This window comes from Cytobacillus stercorigallinarum (assembly GCF_014836495.1).
GTDB classification, from domain to species: Bacteria; Bacillota; Bacilli; order Bacillales; family Cytobacillaceae; genus Cytobacillus; species Cytobacillus stercorigallinarum.
In genome coordinates, this window is record NZ_JACSQT010000003.1 from 61,386 (window position 1) to 86,848 (window position 25,463).

A 25,463-nucleotide genomic window follows, 5' to 3' on the forward strand; every position below is an offset into this window, starting at 1 on the left:
GGATATTCACTAAAAAGTGAACACCGGCACTTATTTAATTAACGTAGAACCAGTCATTTCTTCAGGTTTAGTCACCTTTAATAAATCAAGCATAGTTGGAGCTAAATCTCCTAATATTCCATCTTCACGTAATATTAGACCTTTTTCCGTTACAATCACAGGCACAGGATTAGTTGTATGAGCTGTCATTGGATGATCATCAAGGGTTAGTACCTCATCCGCATTACCGTGGTCAGCTGTGATAATCGCTTTTCCACCTTTAGCAATAATGGCGTCAATCACTTTTCCAAGACATTCATCAACCGTTTCAACTGCTTTAATTGTTGGTTCTAGCATACCTGAGTGCCCCACCATATCAGGGTTAGCAAAATTCAATATAATGGCATCATGCTTATCCTGACTAATTTCATCAAGCAAAGCATCTGTTACTTCGTAAGCGCTCATTTCTGGCTTCAAATCATAAGTAGCGACTTTAGGTGAGTTAATCAAAATTCGTTCTTCACCAGGGAATTTCGCTTCTCTTCCGCCACTCATAAAGAAGGTAACATGAGGATACTTCTCTGTTTCAGCAATTCTCAGTTGAGTTAAATGATTTTGTGAGAGTACTTCTCCTAGAGTATTATCTAGGTTTGTCGGTTTAAATGCAACATACCCGTCAACTGTTTCACTAAAATGGGTTAAGCAAACAAAGAATAAAGACTTTGGATGGCCTATTCCACGATCAAACGAACGGAAGTCTGTGTTTGTAAACGTATTCGAAATTTGAATTGCTCGGTCAGGTCTAAAGTTGTAAAAAATCATCGCGTCGTTATCACTAACTTTTCCAACAGGTAATCCATCTTCCTTCACAATAACAGAAGGAATAACAAATTCGTCATAAATACCGTTCGCATAACTATCTTCTACTAACTCGTGCGCACTATGATAAGTTGGCCCTTCTCCGTATACCATCGAACGATATGACTTTTCCACACGTTCCCAACGATTGTCACGATCCATTGAGTAATAACGACCAGAAATAGAGGCGAATTCACCTACACCGATTTCTTTCATTTTCTCTTCTGCCGCTTGAATATATCCTTTAGCTGTCTGTGGTCCCACATCTCGGCCATCAAGAAAACCATGGACATAAACTTTTTTCAAGCCTTCGTCACTTGCAAGCTGAAGGAGGGCATATAAGTGATTAATATGACTATGCACACCACCATCAGATAAAAGCCCCATTAGATGCAGGCTTGTATTGTTTTGCTTCGCATGATTAATCGCTGCAAGGAATGTTTCATTCTGCTCAAAGTGCCCCTCACGAATGGCAACATTTACTCTTGTTAAGCTTTGATAAACAATACGCCCGGCCCCGATATTCATATGACCCACTTCAGAGTTTCCCATTTGTCCTTGTGGTAAGCCAACCGCTTCTCCACTTGCTGTTAAATAAGCATGTGGATACTCATTCCATAACCGATCAAAGTTCGGTTTTTTCGCTTGAGCAACAGCATTGCCTTTGACTTCTTCTCTATGAGCAAAGCCATCAAGAATAATCAAAGCAACAGGTGATTTACTCATACTTACCCGCCTCCAATAATTGCAGGAAAGAAGATGGTTCAAGACTTGCGCCACCGACAAGTGCACCGTCAATATCCGCTTGACTCATATATTCTTTAATATTTGCTGGTTTTACGCTACCACCGTATTGAATGCGAAGAGCTTCAGCAATCTCCTCAGAAAACTGTTTACTGACGACCGAACGAATATAGGCACATACTTCGTTCGCATCTTCCGCTGAAGATGACTTGCCTGTACCAATAGCCCAAATCGGTTCATAAGCGATGACAACCTGTTTTAATTGCTCATCAGATAACCCTGACAACGCTGCTTCCACTTGATGCCCAACAAAACTCATTGTTTCATTGTTTTCTCTTTGCTCAAGCGTTTCACCTACACAAATGATTGGAGTGAGGTTATGAGCAAATGCTGACTTCGCTTTTTTATTTACAGTCTCATCTGTTTCATTGAACATTTCGCGACGTTCTGAATGCCCAATGATGACATAAGATACACCTAAGTCTTGAAGTGCAACAGGGCTGATTTCGCCAGTGAATGCGCCATTCTCTTCAAAATGCATGTTTTGTGCACCGATGGCAACAGGTGAACCTTCTACACCATCTACAAGGCGCTCCAAGAATAGAGCAGGTGCACATACGACTGTATCCATATCCATTTCACCTGGAACAAGACCGTTAATTTCCTCAATAAATGACTTCGCCTCATTCATTGTTTTATGCATTTTCCAGTTACCTGCAATAATCGGCTTACGCATACTATCTCGTCCTTTCTTTTATTACTTATTTATCATTTAAAGCAACAACACCTGGAAGCGCTTTTCCTTCCATGAATTCTAATGATGCACCGCCACCTGTTGAAATATGGCTCATGCGATCAGCAAAATGGAATTTCTCAACAGCTGCAGCTGAATCACCACCACCGATAACAGAGTACGTGTCATTTGCTTCCGCTAATGCTTCTGCTACTGCTTTGGTTCCACCAGCAAACTGATCCATTTCAAATACACCCATCGGTCCATTCCAAATGACTAGCTTACTATCTGCAATGACTTCACTATATAAATTAGCCGTTTCAGGACCAATATCTAATGCCATCCACTCTGCTGGAATCTCGTTAATCGCAACTGTTTTACTATCTGCGTCTTCAGCAAAACGATCGGCAACGACAGCATCAATTGGCATCAGAAAGTTCACGCCTTTTTCTTCTGCTTTTTGCATAAATGTTTTCGCTAATTCTAGTTTATCTTCTTCTAATAGAGAATTGCCGATATCATGACCTTGTGCTTTTACAAACGTAAAGGCTAAACCGCCGCCGATAATTAAATTATCTACTTTATCTAATAGATTATCAATGACATCGATTTTGTCTTTAACTTTTGCACCACCAATGATAGCTGTAAATGGTCTATCAGGGTTTGACAATGCTTTGCCTAACACTTCTAATTCCTTTTCCATTAGTAAACCAGAAACCGCTGGGATATGATGGGCAATTCCTTCTGTCGATGCATGTGCACGATGGGCCGCACCAAACGCATCATTTACATAAACATCTGCTAATTGGGCAAAAGCTTTTGCAAGTTCAGGATCATTCTTTTCTTCACCTGGGTAGAAGCGAACATTCTCTAATAATAGAACATCGCCCTCTTCTAAACCGTCTACTGCCTGTTCAACTTTTTCTCCGTACGCCTCATCTGCATAGGCAACATTTTTTCCAAGCAAGGCAGATAATCTTTCTGCAACAGGAGTTAACCTTAACTCTTCTACTACTTGTCCTTTTGGACGTCCTAAATGAGAAGCTAAAATCACTTTCGCTCCTTGGTCAATTAGATAGTTAATAGTCGGAATCGCTGCGCGAATACGTGTTTCATCCGTGATTTGTCCCTCTTTCATCGGCACATTAAAGTCTACACGACAAAATACGCGTTTTCCTTTTAGTTCAACATCTTTTACGCTCTTTTTGTTCATAGTAAAAGGCCCTCCTAAACATAATAATGACTATTTTCTAGTTAGCTGCTTGTACTACAAGAAAGGCGAATGTTCATTCATTTATATGTATAAAAATCACCGTTTTCTTTCTTACTCGCGCAAGAAAAGCGCGAAAACGTTTAGAAAAAGTCAAAATAAAAGGGAGAGGTATGGTCCCTTTCTCCCTTCACCATTTATCATTATAGACGTTCATTCATGTAATATCCATAAAGATGTGAGTTTGTAAGCAAAAATTTTATTTTTAATGTTTACTTAACTTATATTTATAATCCTTTTTCAGCCATATATTCCATTAAATCAATCACTCTGTGAGAATAACCACTTTCATTGTCGTACCATGAAATGACTTTGACCATATTGCCTTCCATGACCATTGTAGATAAACCATCAACGGTTGATGAGGCAGGATTGCCATTGTAATCACCTGAAACTAATGGTTCCTCACTAAAGCTAAGAATATCTTTTAACTCTCCATTTGCGGCAGATTTCAATGCTTCATTCACTTCATCGATTGTAACATCTTTATCAAGTTCAGCAACTAAATCGACTAGAGATACATTCGGTGTTGGAACACGAATGGCTCCACCATTTAGTTTCCCTTTTAATTCTGGTAAAACAAGGGAAACGGCTTTTGCTGCTCCAGTGGTTGTTGGAATAATATTTTCTGCAGCTGCTCTTGCTCGACGATAATCCTTATGAGGTAAATCAAGTATTTGCTGGTCATTTGTATAGGAATGAACTGTTGTCATCATTCCACGTTTAATCGTAAATGAATCATGTAACACTTTCGCCAACGGTGCTAAGCAATTCGTCGTACAAGAAGCATTTGATACGATATGATGTTTGTCGGGATCATATGACTCGTGGTTTACACCCATTACAACTGTTAAATCTTCGTCAGTTGCTGGAGCAGATATAACCACTTTTTTCGCACCTGCTTCTAAGTGTTTCGCTGCATCTGCTCGTTTTGTAAAGCGACCTGTAGATTCAACAACTAACTCAACACCTAAATCACCCCAGCCAATATCAACTGGATTTCTTTCTGCTAACACTTTAACCTTTTTGCCACCTACGATTAAGTGATCGCCATCTACTTTTACCTCGTGCGGAAATGCGCCATGAATAGAGTCATACTTTAATAAATGAGCAAGCATATTCGCATCTGTTAAGTCATTTATCGCCACGATTTCTACATTTTCCTTTTCAAAGCTCGCACGGAATACGTTTCTACCAATTCTTCCAAAACCGTTTATTCCCACTTTAATTGTCATATCATAAAACCTCCATTAATTAATTGTTTTTTAGTAATTCCTCTGCCACAACCTCATCTGTGACAAGTATTGTTTGCTTCGGTGCTTGCTTCATGTACGCAGCAATCGCTTTAGCCTTTGTCGATCCACCTGCAACAGCAATCACATAATCTGCCTGTTGCAAATCTTCTAGTTGTAGTCCTACTGTTTGCAATCGATGAACCACTTTGCCCTCTTCATTAAAGTAATACCCGAATGCTTCAGCAATCGCACCTGATTCAGTTAATTCCTTTATGTTCTCCGTATGGGTGCCACGTCTTTCTGCCATCTCAAGTGCGTTGCCAATACCGTGAATGACGATATCCGCCTTTTTAATAACTGTCAGCACTTGCTTTATTTCTGGTTCCTTGATGATGGATTGATACATATCTTCACCGACAACATCTGGGACATACAATGTTTGATATGTGGCACCCGATTCTTCTGCCATACGCGCCGCTAATGTATTGGCTTGGAATTTCATATCTGTCCCGACACCTCCACGGGCTGGAACAAATAAGACATCCGACATATGTTGCTGTTTCTTAAGCGCATCAGCTACAGTTGAAATCGTGGATCCACCCGTTACTGCAATGGTCATCCCTCCATTAGCTAACACCTGAATAAGACGTGCTACTTCTTTTCCTAACTCAGACTTCACTGTTTCATCCTTATCAGTATCCCCATAAGTAAGTAACACCTTTTCTATTTGAAGCATTTTTGTCATATTTATTTCTTTATCATTTAATCCCGACCATTCTTTAATCACCTCGTGCAGATCTACAAGGAGTTGCTTTCCAGCTTCCGATAGTCTCGTTCCTTGTGCATCTACAATCATTAACCCTTGTTCTCTTAAAAAATCTAGTTCAGCTCGTAATACTCTTTCGGTCATCCCTACTTTTGCCGCTAAACTCCTTCTTCCTACAGGCTCCATCAAAGAGGTTTGTTGCAAAATTTCATATCTTCTTTTCATTATTTCCATTAAATCTGGAATTACTTTTTGGGTAACATTCATCCACTTATTCAATTGTTTACTCCTTTACATGGACATTATATGTCCATGCGAGACGTTTTGTGTCCCGCTAGAATAAAAATATATAATGAAGTGTAAACTTCATTTTTTTCTTCTTTATTCTTATACCCTTTTTACAAAACTTTAATCATAAATTTTATAAAATAACCCTACAACATTATATTAGCAGGGTTATTTTTATTTTTCAATCATTTAACGTTTTTCCACTTAACTTCTCAGAAAGAGTGACATAATCCACTTGCCCATATTGAAGAATCTCACCATCTACTACAATAACTGGAATCATTAATCCAAAGCGTTCTGTTAGATCATCACTCGTTTCAATATCAATGGCTTCATATTGAAATAAACAATCTTCTAGGACCATATCAATGACAAGCTCAGCTTGCTCACATAAGGGGCAATTTTTTCTTGTATACAGTTTAACACTATGCAATCAACCCACCCACTCTCTATTCGTACCTTTTTCTTTTTGAGGAAGAAGGAATTTTTAATTGATCACGATATTTTGCTACTGTTCTTCTTGATATTACAATACCTTTTTCCTCTTCTAGTCGCTGAACTATCACTTGATCTGAAAAAGGTTTCTTCTTATCTTCACCTTTGACCATTTCACTTATTGCGTTTTTCGCCTGCTCAGATGATGTATTCTCAAAGGACGTCGTCTTGATTGTACTAGAGAAAAAGGATCGCAATTCAATCGTTCCAAATGGTGTTTGCGCATATTTTTCACGGACCGCCCGACTGACAGTTGATTCATGTATCTCTAACTCATCAGCGATCTCTTTCATTGTCATCGGTTGCAAATAATTTGGGCCTTTCCAGAAGAATTCAGGCTGTTTTTCTACAATTTTTAATGCTACTTTTAATAATGTTTCTTTTCTTTGTTCTATACTTCTAGCAATCCATTGAAAATCCGTTTTTTTCTCTTGTAAAAAACGATTTACATCCTGATCTCCATCTGTTTGAAACTTGCGAAAATAACCTTCATTAAAACGAATCTTTGGTAGTACATCATCATATATACTTACAGAAAAATCCCCATCTTCCCACTGAATAACGACCTCTGGTGTAATATAAGGTGCTAACTCATTTTGGAAGGCTGCCGCTGGTCTTGGGTTTAATGTTTGCACAAGATCAAACACTGCTTGGATTTCTTTTAGTTCTACTTTCAGTTTTTTCGCAATTTCTTTCCATTTCTTTTCAGCAAAAAGAATAAAATAATCACTAATGACTTTCTCAGCGATTTCATTATAAGGGTGAAGTCTCTCTAATTGTAACCATAGGCACTCCTGTAAGTCTCTCGCTGCTACTCCTGCTGGCTCTAAACTTTGTATCTCAATCAAAGCTTCAGTCATATCCTCTTCACTTACATTGAATTTTTCCGCAACAGCTTGTAGATCAGTTTGTAAGTAACCGTTTTCATCTAAACAGCCAATAAGATAGGAAATGAGCTTAAATTCCATATGATTTAATTCTGCAATCGCTAACTGCGAATGTAAGTATTCTTGTAATGTTGTATGGTTTTTCGAACCGATTTGTTCAATCCAGTTTTGTTTATTGTCATCTACTTTTTGTTTCGATGGTTTCATTCGATCAAATCTCGGTTCGGCTGCTTGTGCAGGACTCTCTTCAATTTGCATAAGGGGATTTTCTAACGCCTTACTTTCCAAAAAGGCAGATAATTCTTGTGTATTATATTGTAACAGCGCAATCGCTTGTGTAAGCTCTTGCGTCATGGTCAATTTTAATGTTTGCTGTTGCCACAACCCTGCTTTCAAGTTCATTCTAATCCCCCCTTAACCCCATTCTACAATATTCATCAGAATTAGTGTATAGAAATAAATTGGTACTCACCACATAACTATTCATTTTCTAGAGTAAATATCATCAAAAAAGAAAAAGGAAGATTAATCGATGGCGGAAAGACGATTTGAGATTGCAGCGGTACAGGAAGAAAAAAAAGGAAAGAAATTATGGTGGAGTAAACTATTTCAACATAAGGGAGTGTCTCTTTTGCAACATTTGTTGTTTTAAATTACTTGATTAGGTTATTCCGCAAATTGGCGAGATTGTTGCATAAGGGAAAGACAATAATAAGTAATGCTTATCATATTTTATAATAAATTAGTATTTTTGCTTATGCTGAATGATAGATATACTATTTATTGACAGAGAGGGTTGCAAAAGAGAAGGAGGGGATATTAAATGGGAATTGACTTTCATAACAAAGGAAATCGCGATACTTATACAACACGAAGAGCTGACGACTCATGGATGGAAGTAATACACAATCTCGTGCCCATCGAAAATATATCAAATGCCTTAGATGTTGGATGTGGTGGAGGTATCTATTCCAAGGCAATGGCAGACATGGGGATTGATTCCGTTACTGGTATTGATTTTTCAAAAGTTATTCTTGAAGGTGCAAAAGAAAATTGCAAAGCATACGAAAGTATTTCGTTTAAGCATGGTGATGCTTTGGAAACAGGTTTAAATGATAAGAGTTTCAACTTAGTACTTGAAAGGGCGTTGATCCATCACATTAAAGATTTAGAATCCTGTTTTAAAGAAGCATATAGAATGCTGAAAGACAACGGCTTTTATATTGTTCAAGACCGTACTCCTGATGATTGTTTGGTGAAGGGTAGTGAGAGTCATATTAGAGGATATTTCTTTGAACTTTTCCCAAGGTTAGCTAAAAAAGAGAAGAATCGCAGATATAATAGTCAATTTGTAATTAAAAACCTTAAGGCCGCAGGATTTAAAGATATTGAAGAAGTGAAGTTGTGGGAAGTAAGAAAAGTGTATGAAAGTAAAGGGGAATTGTTTAAAGACCTAAGTGAAAGAACAGGAAGAAGCATTTTACATGAGCTAAACGATGAAGAATTAGAACATTTAATAGATCATATTGATGAGTCAATAACAGCAGATCATCACATAGTTGAAAAAGACAGATGGACAATTTGGAAATCAGTGAAATAGTTCGTTTGATGAATAAAAATGATTGCCCGCAAAAAGCCACGTTTGTTTAGTAAAAGTTCGAATGCAACGATTGTGGAAACTAAACAATTATTAGATTTTTCAGTTATTTTTCCCTTTAGTTACAAAAGGGCCTTTGTCGACCACACTTTATGAATATATGATAAAATCTATCATATTGGGCAAATTTTACGAAAGTAAAAGACGCAAAGCCACGGGCCTAAAGCATATATTGTCATGGCAGCCGGGTTGCAGATGTGTAAGGTGATTATTTTTCGCTTGAATCATTCTTACCTCTTTACGGACTTTCTAAAAGTCTCCTATATAAAAACCTTTCTAATTTTGCCTAAATTTCCCACAAAAAAGAAAGGCGTGTCTTATGATCTATCCAACCGTACAAAGCGAAGAAACCCATTTAACCCATATTGTCAAAGACCAACACTCTTGTATATGCGGTTTCCGCTATAATGTTTTTGCTACATTTACGAGGAAAGATTTGAAGAAAATCCAATTTAGATCGAATGAAAAAATCACTTGTCCCGTATGCAAAGCAACAGTAAATGAGGATTAATAGTATACATACCAAATTTAAAAGCCAACCATCTCTTAATCCGAGGGTTGGCTTTTATGATGAAGTTGAAAATTTAAGGATGACAAAGCGAATCAGCCAACCAATTATGATACCAGGAATGACAGCTAACATCGGTAACCATACGGGCCCAAAAAACACGCCAAATATTGATACCTCTGTTGAATACATCAGACCAACCGTTACAAAATACGCACAAAATACAAATGGTAAGAATGAATACTTACTCCCTTCTCCTCCAGCATCCTTATAAGCATCCCAAATAGCGAAGAAGTATAAACAAGGATAAAACATAAGCCATCCATAGTTTGCGGCCTCAGCAGCTTGATGAACTTTACCTTGAAAGCTCAACATAATAATTTCATTAAAATTACCCATGACATTAAATAAAATTTCTAAAACTAAAAATACAGTACCTTTAAACAATCTTCCATTTAAATATTGACCAAAACCGGGAAAAGCAATCGACCAAAACAATTTTTCAATCGGGTTATTTTTTTTCACAGAACATCCCTATTTCCTTTTCTTTTTGGAAATATTTCTATGATTTACTGATTGAGGGGCTTGTTCAAGCCAACCGTATTTAATTAATAAACTTGCCGATTGATTGCCTAAGTCTAATGTTTCGGTCATTATCTTTGCATACATTACCGTTAAATCCCGTCTTGTAGTCGTACCTAATGCTGTCCCATAATAGCCGGACAACGTAGCAATAAACATCACTACTTGGTATAGCATTAACTTTTCTGAAAAAGGTGGTGTCGTGGAATTAAGCACTTCTGAGTCCCAAGTTGGTGAAACAGAAATGCTATCTTTAATTAAAGCATTAGCAAATTCTTGGACATTTTCATCGAATAAATCAAGGCCTTTCCGCAAAAATTTCTTGATATCATCTGAACTAACTGTTTGACAAAGACCTAAAAACAGGGCCTTTCCTAAAGCATTTCTTTGCATATCATTGTATACATTCATAATTTCAATGACTGATAATGCTCGCTGTTCACCTATAAAGCCACTTAAGTAACTATTTTTTTCAGCGATTTCAATTTTTTCTGGGATAGGAATAGACGGTGAGGGGTGAAAAACACCCTTATCTTGCTGCAATTTAATCGCGTTTCTATATAATTGTGAACATTTTTTTAATGCCTTTGAGAAAATTTGGTCCACATCTTCATGAATCGCAATAGCTAATGCAGTTCCATAACCAATCATGCCATAACGGGTCATATCATGCATATACGCAAGGATAAATACATCTGAGTAAAGCTTTGGAGCAGTTACATTGACATCTTCTTCTTCACTAAAGGCTTTCGGCAATGGATGGTTGTTCTTATTGTAGATCGTCGTTATATCAAAAATAATTTCATCACACATCTCGATAGCCGTCTCAATAAATTCCTTAATATCGCCTTTATCAGCTTTTTCATAAAAATACTGCAGGACGCATTTATACATTTTATTATTCATATAGGCATTCCATAGCTGCGCTAACTCAGATGCCGTTAACCTTTGATCTTTCTCCGCCATATTAACCCTCCCACTGAAAGATTATCTTTAGCGTGTCCTTAACCTCAAGGAAACATTCCCAGTTTTTTTTACATTCACATGCAATTAAATTTTTCAGGATCTATCATCTTTCCGTAACGTAATTTTTATTTCAAAAAACCGCAGGATTATCGGCTCTTTTTTTAATCCATCTTTTGTTAATTAATTTGATTAATATTTATTTTGAAGAAGTTAACATTCCAGTAATTATTGTAGACTTTCTCCCTAGAGCCTTTTGTCACCTTTTCAGTGTTTCTAATAGATATTGCTTCCTTTGCATACTTTTCATTTATATAATACTTTTAATAAAGGGAGAAGTTGAGGTGTAGAACAGATGAAATATCTTCAAGAAAAAATGCATTTATTAGGAGAAAGACACTCAAATGTATACATAATTAAAACTCCAGATGAAAAATATATTGTCTCTATTCCTGATCTCCATTGGTCAGCACAAATAGGTTGTTTAGATGAATTCCAACAAAAAGTAGAATACCTCGATGACTCACTCTCATTTCATCTTTATGAAGGAAATTCATACGAGTTAGCCTATAGACTGTCAAAACTTACTGAATTAAAACTACTTCGTTAAACTTCGGATTAAAATGTTTTTTTATTCTTCATACATAGAAATTTATTTAGTAAACAAACTAATTAGAAAAACTTGCTGTAGGTGATTATCTTCTTCTATTCAAATGAAATATTCGGAATGCTCATTTTCGGGGGATTGTTAGCCCCAACGTCATTGTTCTTTTTTAAAAAAATTCATTATGGCATAGTCATAGCAGCCATGTACATAAATATTATAGTTGTCATGTTTCTTTTCAGCGTTTTTATAGATTTATGAGCAGGTCCTTTTTATGAAGCATAATTGATGGCATCCAAGCATTATAATGATTGAACATAAAATAAATGATTATATTGTTCACCAACCAATTATCCCTTTCGACAGGGCCTGCTCACGCTCACATACTTTTCTTTTGGAGAAATTTTCTTAAATTGCTGATTACCCTTTAGTCATTATAAAATCGCCTATTATATTCTCTATTGAAGAGTCACTGCTTGGCTCTTCTTTTTTGTTGCGAATAATGATGTATATCGAGAGCTAATAAGAGGCGTTTTTTAGAAGAACTTCTTAAATAGTAGAATATTAAGAATAATTCAAGAGTACATTGATTCATGTACATCCGATTAAGGCAAATAAAATAGGCGTTTTTTATTCATTGCCGGACAAAAGTCGGGCAAAAAAATAAAAAACGCCTACAATCTCTTATATCATCACTTTTAGCGCCCTCGGAGGGAATCGAACCCCCATTTTAAGAACCGGAATCTTACGTGCTATCCGTTGTCGGCTTCAGTGGGAAAACCTTCGTGAAACGTTGGTATCATTGATTTTGCTTGAAATTTTAGAAAAACCACTGTGCAATACTTCGCACAATCACGAACCTAATTTACTCAATAATACCAAAGAGCAAAATAAGTGTAAAGAAATTCTTTCCTTCTAAACCTTTTGAAACCGATATCCAGAGGAATGTCTCTTTCCGTTTTTCACATATCGTCTTAGAGTACCGTCTTTTATATTTAATTTTCTACTTGCTTCCGCAATCGAATCAAATTTTATTTTTTCATTATTATTAATCGCAAATATGCTTTGTTTCTGTTTTTCATTAGCGATTCTACGATTTTCTTCTGCTGTAATAACACAACAGTTATTCAAACTGTAAACTGACCTTCCACTTTTGTCTTTATCAAGCTGATACCCTTTCAGATATAGTAAATGACCATTCCTCATGTTATCAATATCTTCAACGAAATTCCAAAAGTCACGCCAACGTTCACATACTCTTATACCTTTGCCACCATAGAATTTGTATTTAACATGATTTGGGTTATAGCACCTATCCATCATAGACTTCCACCTATTATAAAGCTTATGTTTGTGTCTTTTTTTCATTATTAAATCACCTCAACAGTATTGTATTGAGGACGATCTCATGTGTAAGGCTAGCTAAACCAGTTAATTTTTGAATATTAATATTCAACGAACTAATGTTTAAATATTAAAATTATTCAATATTTTCCTTAATTGTTAAAGGGTTTTGTTTCCTTAGTGTGGTAATGATATTATCAAAAACATTTAGGAAGGAATGCCTTAATGAAAGAAATACTTCGGAATATGGATGATTTTAAAATTATCGAAATGTATCGTGATGTATTGGTCGAAATGAAAAGTAGAAATCTTATACGTTCCAGCAATTTGATAGGGGATTGGGGTGAAAGGTTAGCGATAAATTTTTATAATGAAAGTCCACAATTACCAAATTTAGAAGCAGTTCGTGTTGGAACAAAAAATGTGGATGCTATCAGTAGGGAATTTGAGCGTTACTCCATTAAAACAACTACAACTAAAATGACTGGGGTTTTTAACGGATTAAATGACGTTAATTCTGAACAACCACAGAAGCAAAAATTTGAGTATGTAATCATCGTTATGCTAAATAAAGATTTATCATTAAAAGCCATATATGAGTTGGATTGGGAAAATTTCTTGACGCTGAAGAAATGGAATAAATCGAAAAAAACTTGGTATTTGAGCATTTCAAATGAGCTCAAAAGAAAATCAAAAGTATTGTATGATAATGAATCAAATTTAACCATATAAAGTCTCATTATACATAGATCAGGACTTAAAAATAACCAAAAAAATAAGAAGGGAGTTCCCTTGGGAACTTCCTAGTAAAATGAGAATTTTATTATTAAAAGTTAAATATAGAAGAATTAACAAAAGAAAAAAATGGTAAAATGAAATAACCAGAAATTTTTGGAGGAAATTAATGAATAATCAATATTACAGGAATTTCACCATACTAACAGGTACAGCTATAATAATTCTAGCTATTTTTAGAGCTATTGGAGCTTTTTCTCCTAGTATACTAGTAATGTTTTGTGTATCGGTTGCTGCTTTAATGTATTCTCTTGTTGATTTGAGTTTGGAATCAAACAGAGGTAAAAAATTTATACTAACATTTGATATTATAGCCATAGTTTTCCTCATTTTGTCTTTTACAACTAAAGGTATGAAGAAGTTATTCAGTATCGATGTACTGATAATCCCATCTGAGGTTGTTACCTTATTAGCATTTGGAGTGGTTATCCTAACAATTGGAATTAAAGATAGAAAAGCAATTTCCGAGACTATAGAATCTATAAAGAGCACAATCTATATAGATTCAAAGAAAAAGTTTTCTACTTTAGATAGTGATGTTGCAAAGCAATCTATGCTTGAATTAGCCAACTATGAATACAACACTGTATTTAACCTTAACAAAGTAATCCTTGAATTGAAAAAATATGATGGTTACGTTCAGCAATCATCTTCAATACATGATGGCTGGTCTACACTTTTTGATTGCCTTGAATATTACCGCATAACTAATGAAGGCCCATTTTATGACCATGGCCTTAACACCCTTTTCTGGGATTTCGATGGACACCTCACCTCTGCTACTAATATATTTTCTAACCTTTCGCAACCTGAGGGAACTCATAAAATAGCTACTATAGTAATCTTTAAAGAAAGCTTTAGTGTAAACAGATATGTAAGAATGAGAAATAATAACTCTTCAGAAGAATATATCAATGCATACAATCATATTTCTGATGCTCTCAAAAGTTGGAATGAACTTAAATCAATAGCAGTAACAAAATACGAATCATTGGGTACCATTGACTTTTCTCATCAAGAATGAGAAATAATTCTTGATTAAGCTACCAATGTTTTAGTTTAAAAAACTCGGACCACAAACAAGTGGTCTTTATCTTTTGGGGAAATTATCCATATAAATTTGTACATTATATAAAATATTGATTTTACTACAAAGAAACAGCCCGATTACTCAGGCTGCTCAAACTGCAAAAGTGTATATTTTTCATAATGCTCTTCTTCTAAGTAATCATTTATATATTCCTTCTTAATGGTTGCTTTAATCGCACTTGGAACTTTAAATTGAAGGTTGTTATTCTTTTTTAATTCCCTAAACATCTCTGTAGACATTTTTCCACTAATGTCTCCCATCGTAGTAGTTGAAATCCTAAACTTATTATAAGAAGTATTTATTGAAGTTAATACACCATCAACTTCAACTTCTTCAGAGTGCTTTTGACTCTTGTCTTTTAGAATTTTATTTAATATATCTAGCTTTCCGTAAGAAGTTTTATCAAAACTAACTTCTTTTGGTACCATCTGGGTTTTTGTATTTGCTTCTAACGTCAAGGAAAAATCATTATCTACAATGTCTTTAAGTAAATTTTTAACACTTTTTATTGTTTCGATTGAATATTCTTCATCTATGTCTATCTGTTCTTCAATTTCATCTGGATTTTTGCGTTGAATATCATCAATTAATTCAAAAAGATTGTTTAAAGATTTTTCAGGGACTTCAAACAGATCAGCCTCCGTTGGTTCCGTAATTAGCCATATACCAAATGAAGAAGGCTGTAAAGAATGTACTCTTAAGTTAATTTCATGCTTATGTACTTGGCCTATTAGCTTACTACCAATATCGTATGCAATATCATTAATTGATTCCTTTAAGTTACTTAAGAAATCTAAAAATAAGTCCAAACCTATATCATGACTATTTCTATCGTCCCTTAAAACTACTTTAAATCTTGAGCTATCAATAACATCTTCTTCGACTTTTGTAAGCTCAGTATCAGTAACATAATCATATTCCACATAAAGGTCTTTAACTGGAAAACTCTTTTCATCAAAATTAGTAGCGTCAACAACAGTAAGTTCTAGCTCATCATTCGTAGTAACCGTATTTGAGTCAATGATTAAATGATGTAAACGCTGTTTACTCTTTAAATGGTTAAGCAAAGTTTTCACTTTTATTCTTTGATTAATTAAATCCAACCGTTCTTTATTGGAAATTCTACTGAAAAGCCATTTATCCACATTTTTTTCCATTTCTTTGACATAGAAATTTAAATAGTATTTTCCCTGTGGAGATTTAGAAATAAAGAACAAAGGAAAATCATAATATTCAAAAACGTGTATTAGCTCAGAATTCTCCAATTCACTGTATGGAATTTTATTTATTTTCACTTTGACCCTACTCTCCTAGAAAAACCTTTTTCATATCTACATCTTCACATAACCACAAGTTTATGTGACCGCGCTTTGTTCTATGTTTACCACATTCGGAAGTAATCCTTCCTTTGACCAGTTTCTTATCTCCTAAGTATTGATTGTTTTCAGCTACCTTCCTAGCGTGTTCCTCTGTGACGAAAAATGAAACAGCAAGGGCTTGACAAGCTAAATATGGAGGATACTTTTTATTTTCCTCTTTATGGCTAAGAAAGTCTTCTTCTGTTACGAGGTCACTTTTAATAAATCTATAAGCAACTTCAATGTCTTCTGATTTTGCAGTCTCTGGCGGACATTCAGTGGGTAAAGCAGCCATGTCTGCTTGATGTTTTAAATTCATTATTATATCCTTTCCCCTCTTATTTATTCATATACTTTTCGATTATGTTAATTTAATTTAAATATATCAATATTTTGGAAAAAGGAGAGATATTCGACAAAAATAGACAAGAAAATACATAGGGAAATTGTCACAGAAATAAAAAGGACCTGTTTTTAAAAAGATCCTCATCAAATTTCGATTTTACTGACTTCCTAAATCAAGTCATAAATTATGTTAATAAAAAAACGTTTCTTAGTAGTCTGAAATACAGACTAGGAAACGGATTGATAATTAATTCACATCTCCTTGACTCTAATCTGAAGAATGCCTTTATAATTCATAACTTTTCTAAAAGACAGCCTCTAAAGTTCTACATTTTCATGATAAAATAATACTAATATTGGTAGCACTAAAGCTGAATTTTTTTTATTAGATGAAAGATAGGTGAAGAGTTTGGAAGTGAAAAATCATAAAAGTTTCGTTGCTTTAATTAATGAGATTGACATGAAGCAACATACACAACGTGATAGAGGGACACTATTCGAATTATTAATAGTAGCATATTTAGAAAATGAACCGATGTATTCTCGTTTATACGATGAAATATGGAAATTAAGTGATGTTCCAGCCGAGTATAATATCCCTAAAAAAGATACAGGTGTAGATTTAGTAGCAAAGAAACGAGAAACTGGCGAATTGGTAGCCATACAATGTAAATATTACTCTGCTGATACGGTCATTAGAAAATCACATATAGATTCGTTCTTAAATGAAGTAGGAAAAAGCTATTACTCAGAAGGAATTATTGTCACGACAACAGATAAATGGAGTACCAATGCAGACGAAGCACTAAAGTTCCGAAATAAAACCATTGCACGCGTCTCATTGGCGAATTTACAAGAAAGTAAAATTGATTGGTCTGCATATTCATTTAGTAGCCCTAAACAAGTTAAGCTGCAAAGAAAAAAGACTCCTCGACCTCACCAAGTTCCAGCAATCAAGGCAGTAATTGAAGGTTTCAAGAATGCTGACCGCGGAAAGCTAATTATGGCTCCTGGCACAGGGAAAACCTACACTTCCATGGCCATTGCAGAAAAAATGGCCGCTGAAAAAAATGGAGTGTTCAAAGTTCTTTATCTTGTTCCAAGTATTCAATTATTATCTCAAACATTACGAAGCTGGAATGCTGATATTAGTTTTAAGATGGATTCCATTGCAGTGTGTTCAGATAGAAAGGTAACAAAAGAAAAAGGAGAGAATGAGCTAGAAGATATTGCAGCTGCTGATATAGGATATCCAGCTACTACGAATACTGAAAAATTATTAGAATATCAGGATCGAATTGAAAGAAGTACGGATCAGGGAGATTTCCTGACAGTTTTTTCGACATATCAATCGATTGATGTAATCATAGAGGCTCAGAAAAATGGTTTTTATAATTTTGATTTAGTTGTATGCGATGAAGCCCATCGTACAACAGGAGCAACAGAGCTTAATAAGGAAGCTTCTGCCTTTACGAAGGTTCATAGCGATGACAATATTAAAGCAAATAAACGTCTCTATCAGACTGCAACACCTCGAGTATATGGAGAAGATGCCAAAAAGAAGGCAGAAGAAATGTCTGTTTTGATTGCGGATATGAGTGATCCCGAAATTTATGGGGAAGAATTCTATCGTATCGGATTTGGCGATGCTATCCGCAAGGATATCTTAACAGATTACAAAGTGATGGTTCTAGCAGTTGATGAAGAAGTCATTGCTCGCCGTTTTCAGCAGATGCTTGCACGTGAATCGGAATTGGAATTTGACGATGTAACAAAAATTATTGGCTGTTGGAATGGTTTGGTTAAACGGAAGGGCAACACGAACGAAACGCTCGGACAACCAATGAAGAGGGCAATCGCCTTTACAGGTACTATCAAAGATTCAAAACTAATCACCAATATGTTTTCAAATGTCGTTGATGAATATATCAATGAAGTGAACGAGCAATCAGACATTTTCAATATTGAAATCGAACATGCGGATGGCTCAATGAATGCACTTCAAAAAAATGAGAAAATTTCTTGGTTGAAAGCCGATGTTCCTGAACGTACCTGCCGGATATTATCAAACGCAAGATTCTTAACAGAAGGTGTCGATGTCCCCGACTTAGATGCAGTCATGTTTTTGAAACCAAGAAAATCAAAAATTGATATTGCTCAGGCAGTGGGACGTGTAATGCGTAAAGCACCTGGGAAAGACTATGGTTACGTGATTCTGCCTATCGGGATACCAGCAGGAGTTGACCCTAATACTGTTCTAGATAACAATGAGAAATATCGTGTAGTTTGGGAAGTATTGAATGCATTACGTTCACTAGATGAGCGTTTCGACGCAACTATCAACAAACTTGAACTGAATAAAAAGAAACCAGAACAAATTCAAGTTATAGGTGTTGGGGATGCACCTGAAGATGGCTTGGTAATTCCAAAGCCTGAAGATGAACAATTAGCATGGTCACTCACTGACGAAGATTGGTCAGAGCTTGAAAGAGCGATATACGGAAGAATTGTGAGGAAAGTAGGAAATGTCCGTTATTGGGAAGACTGGTCAAAAGATGTTGCAGAAATAGCACAGCAACATATGATGCGTATCCGTGTAATGTTAGAGGACACTAATAGCGAGGCATACAATGAGTTTAAAAAATTCGTGACTAGTTTACGTCATAATATTAATAGCTCTATTTCAGATAACCAAGCGATTGAAATGTTAGCACAGCATTTAATAACAAAACCAGTGTTTGAAGCTTTGTTTGATTCATATAGTTTTGTTCACAACAACCCTGTTTCAAAAGCAATGGATTCAATTTTGAGTGTTCTAGATGAACAAGGACTTGTTAAAGAACAAGAAAAACTTCAAGAATTCTATGAGAGTGTTCGTATTCGGGCTCAAGGTATCGATAATTTAAAAGCAAAACAAGACATTATTATTCAACTTTATGATAAGTTCTTTAAGGTAGGATTTAAAGAAACTACTGATCGCTTGGGAATTGTTTTTACGCCTGTTGAAGTAGTAGATTTCATCATTCATTCTGTCGATGAAGTATTGAAGAAACACTTTGGGAAATCAATTTCTGATGAAGGTGTAAATGTCCTTGATCCATTTACAGGTACTGGGACGTTTATCACGCGCTTATTACAGTCGGGACTGATTAACAAGGATGATATGTTCCGCAAGTACACTCAAGAGCTTCATGCCAACGAGATTGTGCTGTTGAGTTATTACATTGCAGCAATTAATATTGAGGAAACGTTCCATGGAATGTTGAAAGACGAAAATGACGAAAGTGAATATGTTCCATTTAAAGGGATAGTACTTACTGACACCCTTGAATCGACTGAAAAAGAAGACACACTTGATGATGAGTTTTTCGGAGATAATGATGAGCGGTTAAAACGTCAGATAGAAACGCCTATTACAGTAATTATAGGAAATCCACCATATTCAATCGGGCAAACAAGTGCCAATGACAATAATCAAAATATTGATTACCCGCGATTAACCCAAAAAATTGACCAAACATACGCAAGGTATACATCGGGATTAAATAAAAAATCACTATTCGATACTTATATTAAAGCTTTTAGATGGTCTACGGATAGAATAGGGGATACTGGTGTTATTGCTTTTATTACCCCTAATTCCATAATTGATAAGCCAAGTCATGAGGGATTTAGAAAAGTTATTCATGATGAATTTAATTATATTTATTCAATTAACTTGAAAGGTGCAGTTCGTGGGAAAATTGGAGAAGAAGCTAAATTAGAAGGTCAAAGTGTTTTTAATATTTTAACCGGCGTTGCTATAACACTGTTAGTCAAAGATGCTTCAAACGAGCACAAAATTTTCTATTTTGATATTGGAGATTATCTGAGTAGAAAAGATAAGTTGGAAAAACTCAATATTTTAAAATCTATTGCAAATACTGAATTTCAGCAAGTTATACCAGACGTAAATAATGATTGGATAAATCAAAGGGATGAACAGTACTCGACATTTAAGGAAATGGATGGAGAAGTTTTTCAAACAAAAGCAATTGGTGTGACTACGAATAGAGACGCATGGGTTTATAACTATTCAAAAGAGACAGTTCATTTAACATCAAAATCTATGATTGATAATTACAATTCAGAAGTAGAACGATTGAGTAGCATTAAAGACTTGAAGGAAAAAGTTAGCTTGATTAACACTAAGGATGATTTTGTAAAATGGTCACGCGGTCTTAAAAAGAAATTAGAACAGAATCAACTAATAGAACATAATCCAAACTCAATTATTGAAAGTTCATACAGGCCATTTGCTAAAAAATGGCTGTACTATGATAAAAATATTGTTGAGTATCCTGGTATTTATCATTCTATATTTGGAAAAAGGAATAAAGTTATTTATGTTGCAGGAGGAGGAGCAAGACGAGATTTTTCAGTTCTTATGGTTGATTTAATACCAAATCTACATTTAATGGAAAATGGACGAGGATATGTTTTATACAACAATGATACTAGTGAATTATTTTCTGATAATAGCAACATCAATGACCATTTCTGTAAAAAAATCAGATTGAATTCAGAGGACGTATTCTACTACGTATATGGATTGTTGCATTCTGAAGAATATCGATTTAAATATAATAATGACCTTAGAAAAGCTTCTCCCCGGATACCTATTTTGAAGAACAAAGAAAAATTTGTAGAAATTGGCCGAAGACTAGCTGATTTACACATAAATTACGAAAAAGTATCTGCATATGATGGAATTGATATTATATACAAATCTCAAACGCCATCATACAAAGTTCAAAAAATGAAACACCCAAAACGTGGACAACTAGATTCCATCGTCTTCAACAAAGACATTACGATTAAGAGCATTCCTGAAAAAGCGTATGAGTACGTCGTAAATGGACGACCTGCGATTGAGTGGATTATCGATCAGTATCAAGTGAAGACTGATAAAAAATCAGGCATCATTGACGATCCAAATGAATATTCTGATGATGAAAAATATATCTTTTACTTGTTACTGTCAGTTATTAATGTCTCTGTTCAAACAGTTGATTTAGTCAAAAGTTTGCCAGCATTAGAAATAGAAGAATTTACTTATAATCAATAATCGTTTATATAAGCATACTTTTAGGATTGTCCTAATTGTATGCTTTTTTATTTTTCGTTAGCTTAGTCGGATTTTATATATCGGGCCGAAGAAACAGACCTCTCTGATTTTTAAAGGACTGTACTACAGACCATTTAGAAAAACACCCTCCAGTTTGTTTTTCCTTAGTGAGGGGAGAAGAGGGTTTCCTCAGCGCGTAAAAAATCCACTCCTATAATTCAAGCTTCTAATATTTATATAAACAAAAAATAACCGCCCAGCAATTACGCCGAGCGGTCATATTAATTTACTCATCGTCATCGTCCTCCAGCAAAGCAAGTAATGGGTTGACTTCCTGACGTTTTTCCACTTCCATTTGTTGTAACTTCCGTTCCTCAATCATAACCTTAGCCATGTCATTAGCGAGCCTAAAGCGTTGTGACAATGGTATAGCGAGAGCTGACATATGAGCTGCAATTTGTTTATCAAGGGCAATCATACGCCTTTCAATATCTGCTGAACGTTCGTCAAACACGTCCAGTGCGTTGTAGTGTTGTTTCAAGTTATACCACATAGTTAAATATTGTGCTAAAAGGTTTAATGATTCTGAATCGCTTTCAGTATAATTGTCATTCCGCTTCTTGAGCTTGTTAAACATTTTACGTTCTTCAGATGTCAACATCGGAGACGCTTTTGGCTTTGTGGCATTTGTCACCACCAATTCTTCAGCTTGTTCTCGAGCAGCTATTTGTGCTTTGCTGGCTTTCATTTTTAATTGATTTGTGCTTGTTCTGACACCTCTAGCCATGTAAATTCTCCTTTCAAAAGTAAAGATAGGGACTGGATTTTTTTGTAATAACTTAGACCTGGTCCTCTTATCCTTATAGCTTTTTTCTTATTTCGGTAGGGGGTATAAATATTCCCATAAAAATAACCAGCATCATTCGATACTGGTCTGCTTTATTATCCTATTATTCATTTAATATATACATTGCTACAATATAAATAAGCACATACAACCATCACAGTTGCAACTCATGAGCGATAGCGAATGAGTTAAGGCTTTAGTGGCTGCTAAGCCATCTAAGCCCATATATACTTATTATATATATTATATATAACTGTAGTATGCTGTACTATATACTATCTATATAACAGTAGTATATAATCGACCTGCTGGTAGCATGGGTGTAGCATAGCCACCCCTTGATTGTTGTTTTAAGGACAGAAAACGTCATTAAGATTCGTTCTCTTAAAGACGTTTAAAGGAAATGAGTTCTAATGTCACTTCCTGTCCTGTGTCATTAATTCTTCAACAATCCATACAGTTTTCTTTTCATTATTGATGATTGGACGTTTAGCGTTGATTTCAAATCCATGAGGTTGGATAAATTCATTAATCGTCTTTAGACTCGCCAATCTACCGATTCTTTTAGATGCTCCGAAATAGTGACTGATTTTTTCTTCAAATGCACGCTTTTCATTATCAAACAATTTGATTCCTTCAAGTTCATTTAAGTATGGAATTAGTTCATCTTTTATACGCTGTTTAAATTCCAATTTGTTTTCTTCAGAAGCGATATACTTGTTTCTCCATTGAAGGGTAGCAGGTCTTTCAAATAATTCCTTTACCAGCTTCTGATAATTTTTAACAATGCTTTGAAGTTCATCAGTTGTTAATGCTTCTTCAGTATCCATTAGATGTTTACATACAAGTGGTGAAATGTAATCTAATTGATAACTTAGAAGTTTGGCATATTCTTCACTTTGAATGAGCCGTTTTTCTACTTTTAAATTCTCTGATTCTTCAATATTTACATCTTCCGCAAAGAAGGAATCGACAACCCATGATTCAGCTAATTTTAAAATTTCCCCTTCTGATTTGTTTTTATTACCAGGTAAAATCTTCATGCCACTTTTTGCAGATTCAATATTTTCCGAACGATATTGTCTGAATTTTTTTATGAAATTAATCTGAGCGATTATTAAATCATAGAAATTTTCTAACATGGGTTGATTCTCAGTAGACAGCCATACTGTTAAACGGTCATTAGGATTATGAATGTCAAACCGTTTACGACCAACCATCTGCTGGATCTGAACTTGGTCATACTGATTCAAAAGGATTATATGTTTAAAGTCAGGGTCAATAATGTCTATGCCATTATCAATAGCCTTATTGGCTATAGCGATTTGAGTATCGAATTTTTTGTCGCTAACAAGTTGTCCAACTTTAGCAGCCATTTGGGGTATTTTCAAACCATTAAATCTGCCATCATCTGGTTTAACCCATACGGAATGATAGAACTCTACTTGATAACCTTTTTTAACATATTTTTGGCACATTCTCGCAATCATTTTTCTTGAAGTCATATCAGCTACGAACACCATTATTTTTTCATTCTTATCAATGCTTTTGATGATTTGCTCCAAGTCTTTATTCGTGCAAACAAAGTCCATTCGGTCATTAAATCCCAGTACATTTCTATAATCAAGCTCCTTGTATGTTAAACCTCGATTATTAAAATATTTTATGATTTGCTGTGGAGTAGCTGTGAAGAAGATAACAGGCTTTTGTTCAGATGCTTCAAGTATCTTATTCATGATTGCTCCTGTTGTTCCGTTCCAAGCGTCTGCGATAAAGTAATGTGCTTCATCGCATAAAATAATTTCAGCTTCTTCTATTTCTAAGAGCATTTCATCGTGTGCTACTTGTGATACTTTTTGATAACTGGCAACTGTTATATTTTTCGCTTTATATATTCCCATCTCTTCACAAGCCTTTTCAACATCATCATTAAACTTCAAAACTACCGCAGTTCTATTCGCCATAACCAAAATCTTTTTACTGGCAAAATCCTGGTATATTCCTTGACCGAAGCCATGATTTTCATTTTTAAAATGTGGTTTGATTATGTCTTCGATAATAAAGGTTGATTTCCCAGTTCCTGTAGGCGAAACAATTAAAGTGAATCCTTCTCTGTTGTCTAACATAACTTTCAAATCAGCTTTAGTCAGTACTTCCGTAATGTAGTTGAACTTTTTCTCCATAATAGTCGTCTCCTTATAGGAAGGACAATGAACAACATTAAGATCGATTTTCTTATAGCGAAATCAAAAAGTTGATTGTAATGTCGTTTATTGTCCTCGATTTTTAAATTTTTTGTCTTTTCAGGACTCGACTATTGTATTGAAAAGTTTTTCAAACGCAGTTAGATGGAGAAATGTTTTATTTTTCTGATATTTACACTAGGCTGCCAATTTTGCACATCGTATAATGTAGTAAATACTAAAATTTGGGAGTGATAGCATGAAATACGTTTGGGATTTGAAACGATGGAAAGCACTACGATTAGAAAACGGATTGGCTTTTGATGATATTTCAGGAGAAACCTTCAATTATACGCTTGATGATGAAATGGGATTTCAACAGTTGCCATTCAAAGTCTACGAGACTGTTATTATTAATCTCACTCACTGGTATGAATCAAACTTGACAGAGCCAGAGTGGATTGAAGAAATAAATGCCAAGTTGTTGCCTTATGGGATTTGATTTCAAGATCATTTCAAATGATCTTGAAATTTAACATCGGCTCGAACGATGTTGAAGGAACTGTCGTTTTGACAGAACCTTTTAAAATGGTCATTTGACTAAGGTCTGATTACTTTTCAGACCCTTCAGCAAATAAAAGGATACGTATACTATACGTCACCCTTAAAGGGTTTGTAATTATGTTACGAGCCTAAAGGGTCTACACATTGTTTAGCTCCTTAAGAGAGGGTGTGAACAGTATTCAGACCCTAGAATGTAAACAATGTTTACTCCCTCTATCAAATAAAAGGGTGGGCATAATTTGCCTGTCCTTCATGGGTGGT

General features: G+C 35.1%; 20 protein-coding genes and 1 riboswitch. Of the genes, 6 read left to right on the forward strand and 14 right to left on the reverse strand.

What is annotated here, in order from left to right:
• Positions 1 to 30 precede the first annotated feature (30 nt).
• The 7 genes from gpmI to rpoN form a co-directional block, all read right to left on the reverse strand.
• On the reverse strand, positions 31 to 1,563 hold the full coding sequence (gene gpmI / locus H9655_RS08205; protein ID WP_191812820.1) for a 2,3-bisphosphoglycerate-independent phosphoglycerate mutase: 1,533 nt from the start codon (positions 1,561 to 1,563) through the stop codon (positions 31 to 33).
• Complete coding sequence (gene tpiA, locus H9655_RS08210) at positions 1,556 to 2,317, reverse strand: triose-phosphate isomerase (RefSeq protein ID WP_191812822.1); 762 nt, start codon at positions 2,315 to 2,317, stop codon at positions 1,556 to 1,558. Before tpiA ends, gpmI begins: the two co-directional genes overlap by 8 nt.
• A gap of 25 nt (positions 2,318 to 2,342) precedes the next feature.
• The gene (locus tag H9655_RS08215) at positions 2,343 to 3,527 is read right to left on the reverse strand and encodes a phosphoglycerate kinase (protein WP_191812824.1); all 1,185 of its coding nucleotides are present in this window, start codon (positions 3,525 to 3,527) and stop codon (positions 2,343 to 2,345) included.
• Between the two features lie 284 nt (positions 3,528 to 3,811).
• Positions 3,812 to 4,819 (reverse strand): type I glyceraldehyde-3-phosphate dehydrogenase, encoded by a 1,008-nt coding sequence (gene gap, locus H9655_RS08220; protein ID WP_191812827.1) that lies wholly within the window; start codon positions 4,817 to 4,819, stop codon positions 3,812 to 3,814.
• Positions 4,820 to 4,838: 19 nt separating this feature from the next.
• Entirely contained in the window at positions 4,839 to 5,864 is a 1,026-nt protein-coding gene (locus tag H9655_RS08225; protein ID WP_191812829.1) for a sugar-binding transcriptional regulator, read from the reverse strand.
• 190 nt (positions 5,865 to 6,054) lie between these two features.
• Positions 6,055 to 6,306 carry a glutaredoxin family protein gene (locus tag H9655_RS08230; protein WP_191812831.1) on the reverse strand — a complete coding sequence of 84 codons (252 nt, stop codon included), beginning with the start codon at positions 6,304 to 6,306 and terminating at the stop codon, positions 6,055 to 6,057.
• A 16-nt stretch (positions 6,307 to 6,322) separates the two neighbouring features.
• The gene (gene rpoN, locus H9655_RS08235) at positions 6,323 to 7,657 is read right to left on the reverse strand and encodes an RNA polymerase factor sigma-54 (RefSeq protein WP_191812833.1); all 1,335 of its coding nucleotides are present in this window, start codon (positions 7,655 to 7,657) and stop codon (positions 6,323 to 6,325) included.
• 421 nt (positions 7,658 to 8,078) lie between these two features.
• Here rpoN and H9655_RS08240 point away from each other — a divergent pair, with 421 nt between their 5' ends.
• On the forward strand, positions 8,079 to 8,855 hold the full coding sequence (locus H9655_RS08240) for a class I SAM-dependent methyltransferase (protein ID WP_191812835.1): 777 nt from the start codon (positions 8,079 to 8,081) through the stop codon (positions 8,853 to 8,855).
• Between the two features lie 168 nt (positions 8,856 to 9,023).
• Positions 9,024 to 9,109: riboswitch (cyclic di-GMP riboswitch) on the forward strand.
• Positions 9,110 to 9,477: 368 nt separating this feature from the next.
• Here H9655_RS08240 and H9655_RS08245 read toward each other — a convergent pair.
• Positions 9,478 to 9,945: a hypothetical protein gene (locus tag H9655_RS08245; RefSeq protein ID WP_191812837.1), complete on the reverse strand. Its 468-nt coding sequence runs from the start codon at positions 9,943 to 9,945 to the stop codon at positions 9,478 to 9,480.
• 9 nt (positions 9,946 to 9,954) lie between these two features.
• The gene (locus H9655_RS08250) at positions 9,955 to 10,968 is read right to left on the reverse strand and encodes a DUF3231 family protein (protein WP_191812839.1); all 1,014 of its coding nucleotides are present in this window, start codon (positions 10,966 to 10,968) and stop codon (positions 9,955 to 9,957) included.
• Between the two features lie 352 nt (positions 10,969 to 11,320).
• Here H9655_RS08250 and H9655_RS08255 point away from each other — a divergent pair, with 352 nt between their 5' ends.
• Positions 11,321 to 11,575, forward strand: coding sequence for a YueH family protein (locus H9655_RS08255; protein ID WP_191812841.1), 255 nt, complete (start codon positions 11,321 to 11,323; stop codon positions 11,573 to 11,575).
• Positions 11,576 to 12,484: 909 nt separating this feature from the next.
• Here H9655_RS08255 and H9655_RS08260 read toward each other — a convergent pair.
• Entirely contained in the window at positions 12,485 to 12,937 is a 453-nt protein-coding gene (locus H9655_RS08260; RefSeq protein ID WP_191812843.1) for an NUMOD1 domain-containing DNA-binding protein, read from the reverse strand.
• Positions 12,938 to 13,138: 201 nt separating this feature from the next.
• Between H9655_RS08260 and H9655_RS08265 the strand changes: the two genes are divergently transcribed.
• Positions 13,139 to 13,645, forward strand: a complete 507-nt coding sequence (locus tag H9655_RS08265; RefSeq protein WP_191812845.1) for a hypothetical protein — start codon at positions 13,139 to 13,141, stop codon at positions 13,643 to 13,645.
• Positions 13,646 to 13,817: 172 nt separating this feature from the next.
• Positions 13,818 to 14,732 carry a hypothetical protein gene (locus H9655_RS08270; protein WP_191812847.1) on the forward strand — a complete coding sequence of 305 codons (915 nt, stop codon included), beginning with the start codon at positions 13,818 to 13,820 and terminating at the stop codon, positions 14,730 to 14,732.
• 143 nt (positions 14,733 to 14,875) lie between these two features.
• On the opposite strand, the gene H9655_RS08275 is transcribed toward H9655_RS08270, so the two are convergent.
• A complete protein-coding gene (locus H9655_RS08275; protein WP_318245462.1) occupies positions 14,876 to 16,093 on the reverse strand; it encodes a hypothetical protein in 1,218 nt (405 codons plus the stop codon).
• A gap of 7 nt (positions 16,094 to 16,100) precedes the next feature.
• Positions 16,101 to 16,475 carry a hypothetical protein gene (locus tag H9655_RS08280; protein ID WP_191812849.1) on the reverse strand — a complete coding sequence of 125 codons (375 nt, stop codon included), beginning with the start codon at positions 16,473 to 16,475 and terminating at the stop codon, positions 16,101 to 16,103.
• 441 nt (positions 16,476 to 16,916) lie between these two features.
• On the opposite strand from H9655_RS08280, the gene H9655_RS08285 reads away from it, so the two are divergent.
• A complete protein-coding gene (locus tag H9655_RS08285) occupies positions 16,917 to 21,608 on the forward strand; it encodes a DEAD/DEAH box helicase (protein WP_318245466.1) in 4,692 nt (1,563 codons plus the stop codon).
• A 286-nt stretch (positions 21,609 to 21,894) separates the two neighbouring features.
• On the opposite strand, the gene H9655_RS08290 is transcribed toward H9655_RS08285, so the two are convergent.
• Positions 21,895 to 22,395 carry a hypothetical protein gene (locus tag H9655_RS08290; RefSeq protein WP_191812851.1) on the reverse strand — a complete coding sequence of 167 codons (501 nt, stop codon included), beginning with the start codon at positions 22,393 to 22,395 and terminating at the stop codon, positions 21,895 to 21,897.
• Between the two features lie 476 nt (positions 22,396 to 22,871).
• Complete coding sequence (locus H9655_RS08295; RefSeq protein ID WP_191812854.1) at positions 22,872 to 24,638, reverse strand: DEAD/DEAH box helicase; 1,767 nt, start codon at positions 24,636 to 24,638, stop codon at positions 22,872 to 22,874.
• Between the two features lie 259 nt (positions 24,639 to 24,897).
• Between H9655_RS08295 and H9655_RS08300 the strand changes: the two genes are divergently transcribed.
• A complete protein-coding gene (locus H9655_RS08300; RefSeq protein WP_191812856.1) occupies positions 24,898 to 25,140 on the forward strand; it encodes a hypothetical protein in 243 nt (80 codons plus the stop codon).
• Positions 25,141 to 25,463 lie beyond the last annotated feature (323 nt).

Excerpts from the sequence above, each read along its gene's own strand:
- gpmI (WP_191812820.1), bottom strand. The coding sequence starts at position 1,563 with ATGAGTAAATCACCTGTTGCTTTGATTATTCTTGATGGCTTTGCTCAT.
- tpiA (WP_191812822.1), bottom strand. The coding sequence starts at position 2,317 with ATGCGTAAGCCGATTATTGCAGGTAACTGGAAAATGCATAAAACAATG.
- H9655_RS08215 (WP_191812824.1), bottom strand. The coding sequence starts at position 3,527 with ATGAACAAAAAGAGCGTAAAAGATGTTGAACTAAAAGGAAAACGCGTA.
- gap (WP_191812827.1), bottom strand. The coding sequence starts at position 4,819 with ATGACAATTAAAGTGGGAATAAACGGTTTTGGAAGAATTGGTAGAAAC.
- rpoN (WP_191812833.1), bottom strand. The coding sequence starts at position 7,657 with ATGAACTTGAAAGCAGGGTTGTGGCAACAGCAAACATTAAAATTGACC.
- H9655_RS08240 (WP_191812835.1), top strand. The coding sequence starts at position 8,079 with ATGGGAATTGACTTTCATAACAAAGGAAATCGCGATACTTATACAACA.
- H9655_RS08250 (WP_191812839.1), bottom strand. The coding sequence starts at position 10,968 with ATGGCGGAGAAAGATCAAAGGTTAACGGCATCTGAGTTAGCGCAGCTA.
- H9655_RS08255 (WP_191812841.1), top strand. The coding sequence starts at position 11,321 with ATGAAATATCTTCAAGAAAAAATGCATTTATTAGGAGAAAGACACTCA.
- H9655_RS08260 (WP_191812843.1), bottom strand. The coding sequence starts at position 12,937 with ATGAAAAAAAGACACAAACATAAGCTTTATAATAGGTGGAAGTCTATG.
- H9655_RS08265 (WP_191812845.1), top strand. The coding sequence starts at position 13,139 with ATGAAAGAAATACTTCGGAATATGGATGATTTTAAAATTATCGAAATG.
- H9655_RS08270 (WP_191812847.1), top strand. The coding sequence starts at position 13,818 with ATGAATAATCAATATTACAGGAATTTCACCATACTAACAGGTACAGCT.
- H9655_RS08280 (WP_191812849.1), bottom strand. The coding sequence starts at position 16,475 with ATGAATTTAAAACATCAAGCAGACATGGCTGCTTTACCCACTGAATGT.
- H9655_RS08290 (WP_191812851.1), bottom strand. The coding sequence starts at position 22,395 with ATGGCTAGAGGTGTCAGAACAAGCACAAATCAATTAAAAATGAAAGCC.
- H9655_RS08295 (WP_191812854.1), bottom strand. The coding sequence starts at position 24,638 with ATGGAGAAAAAGTTCAACTACATTACGGAAGTACTGACTAAAGCTGAT.
- H9655_RS08300 (WP_191812856.1), top strand. The coding sequence starts at position 24,898 with ATGAAATACGTTTGGGATTTGAAACGATGGAAAGCACTACGATTAGAA.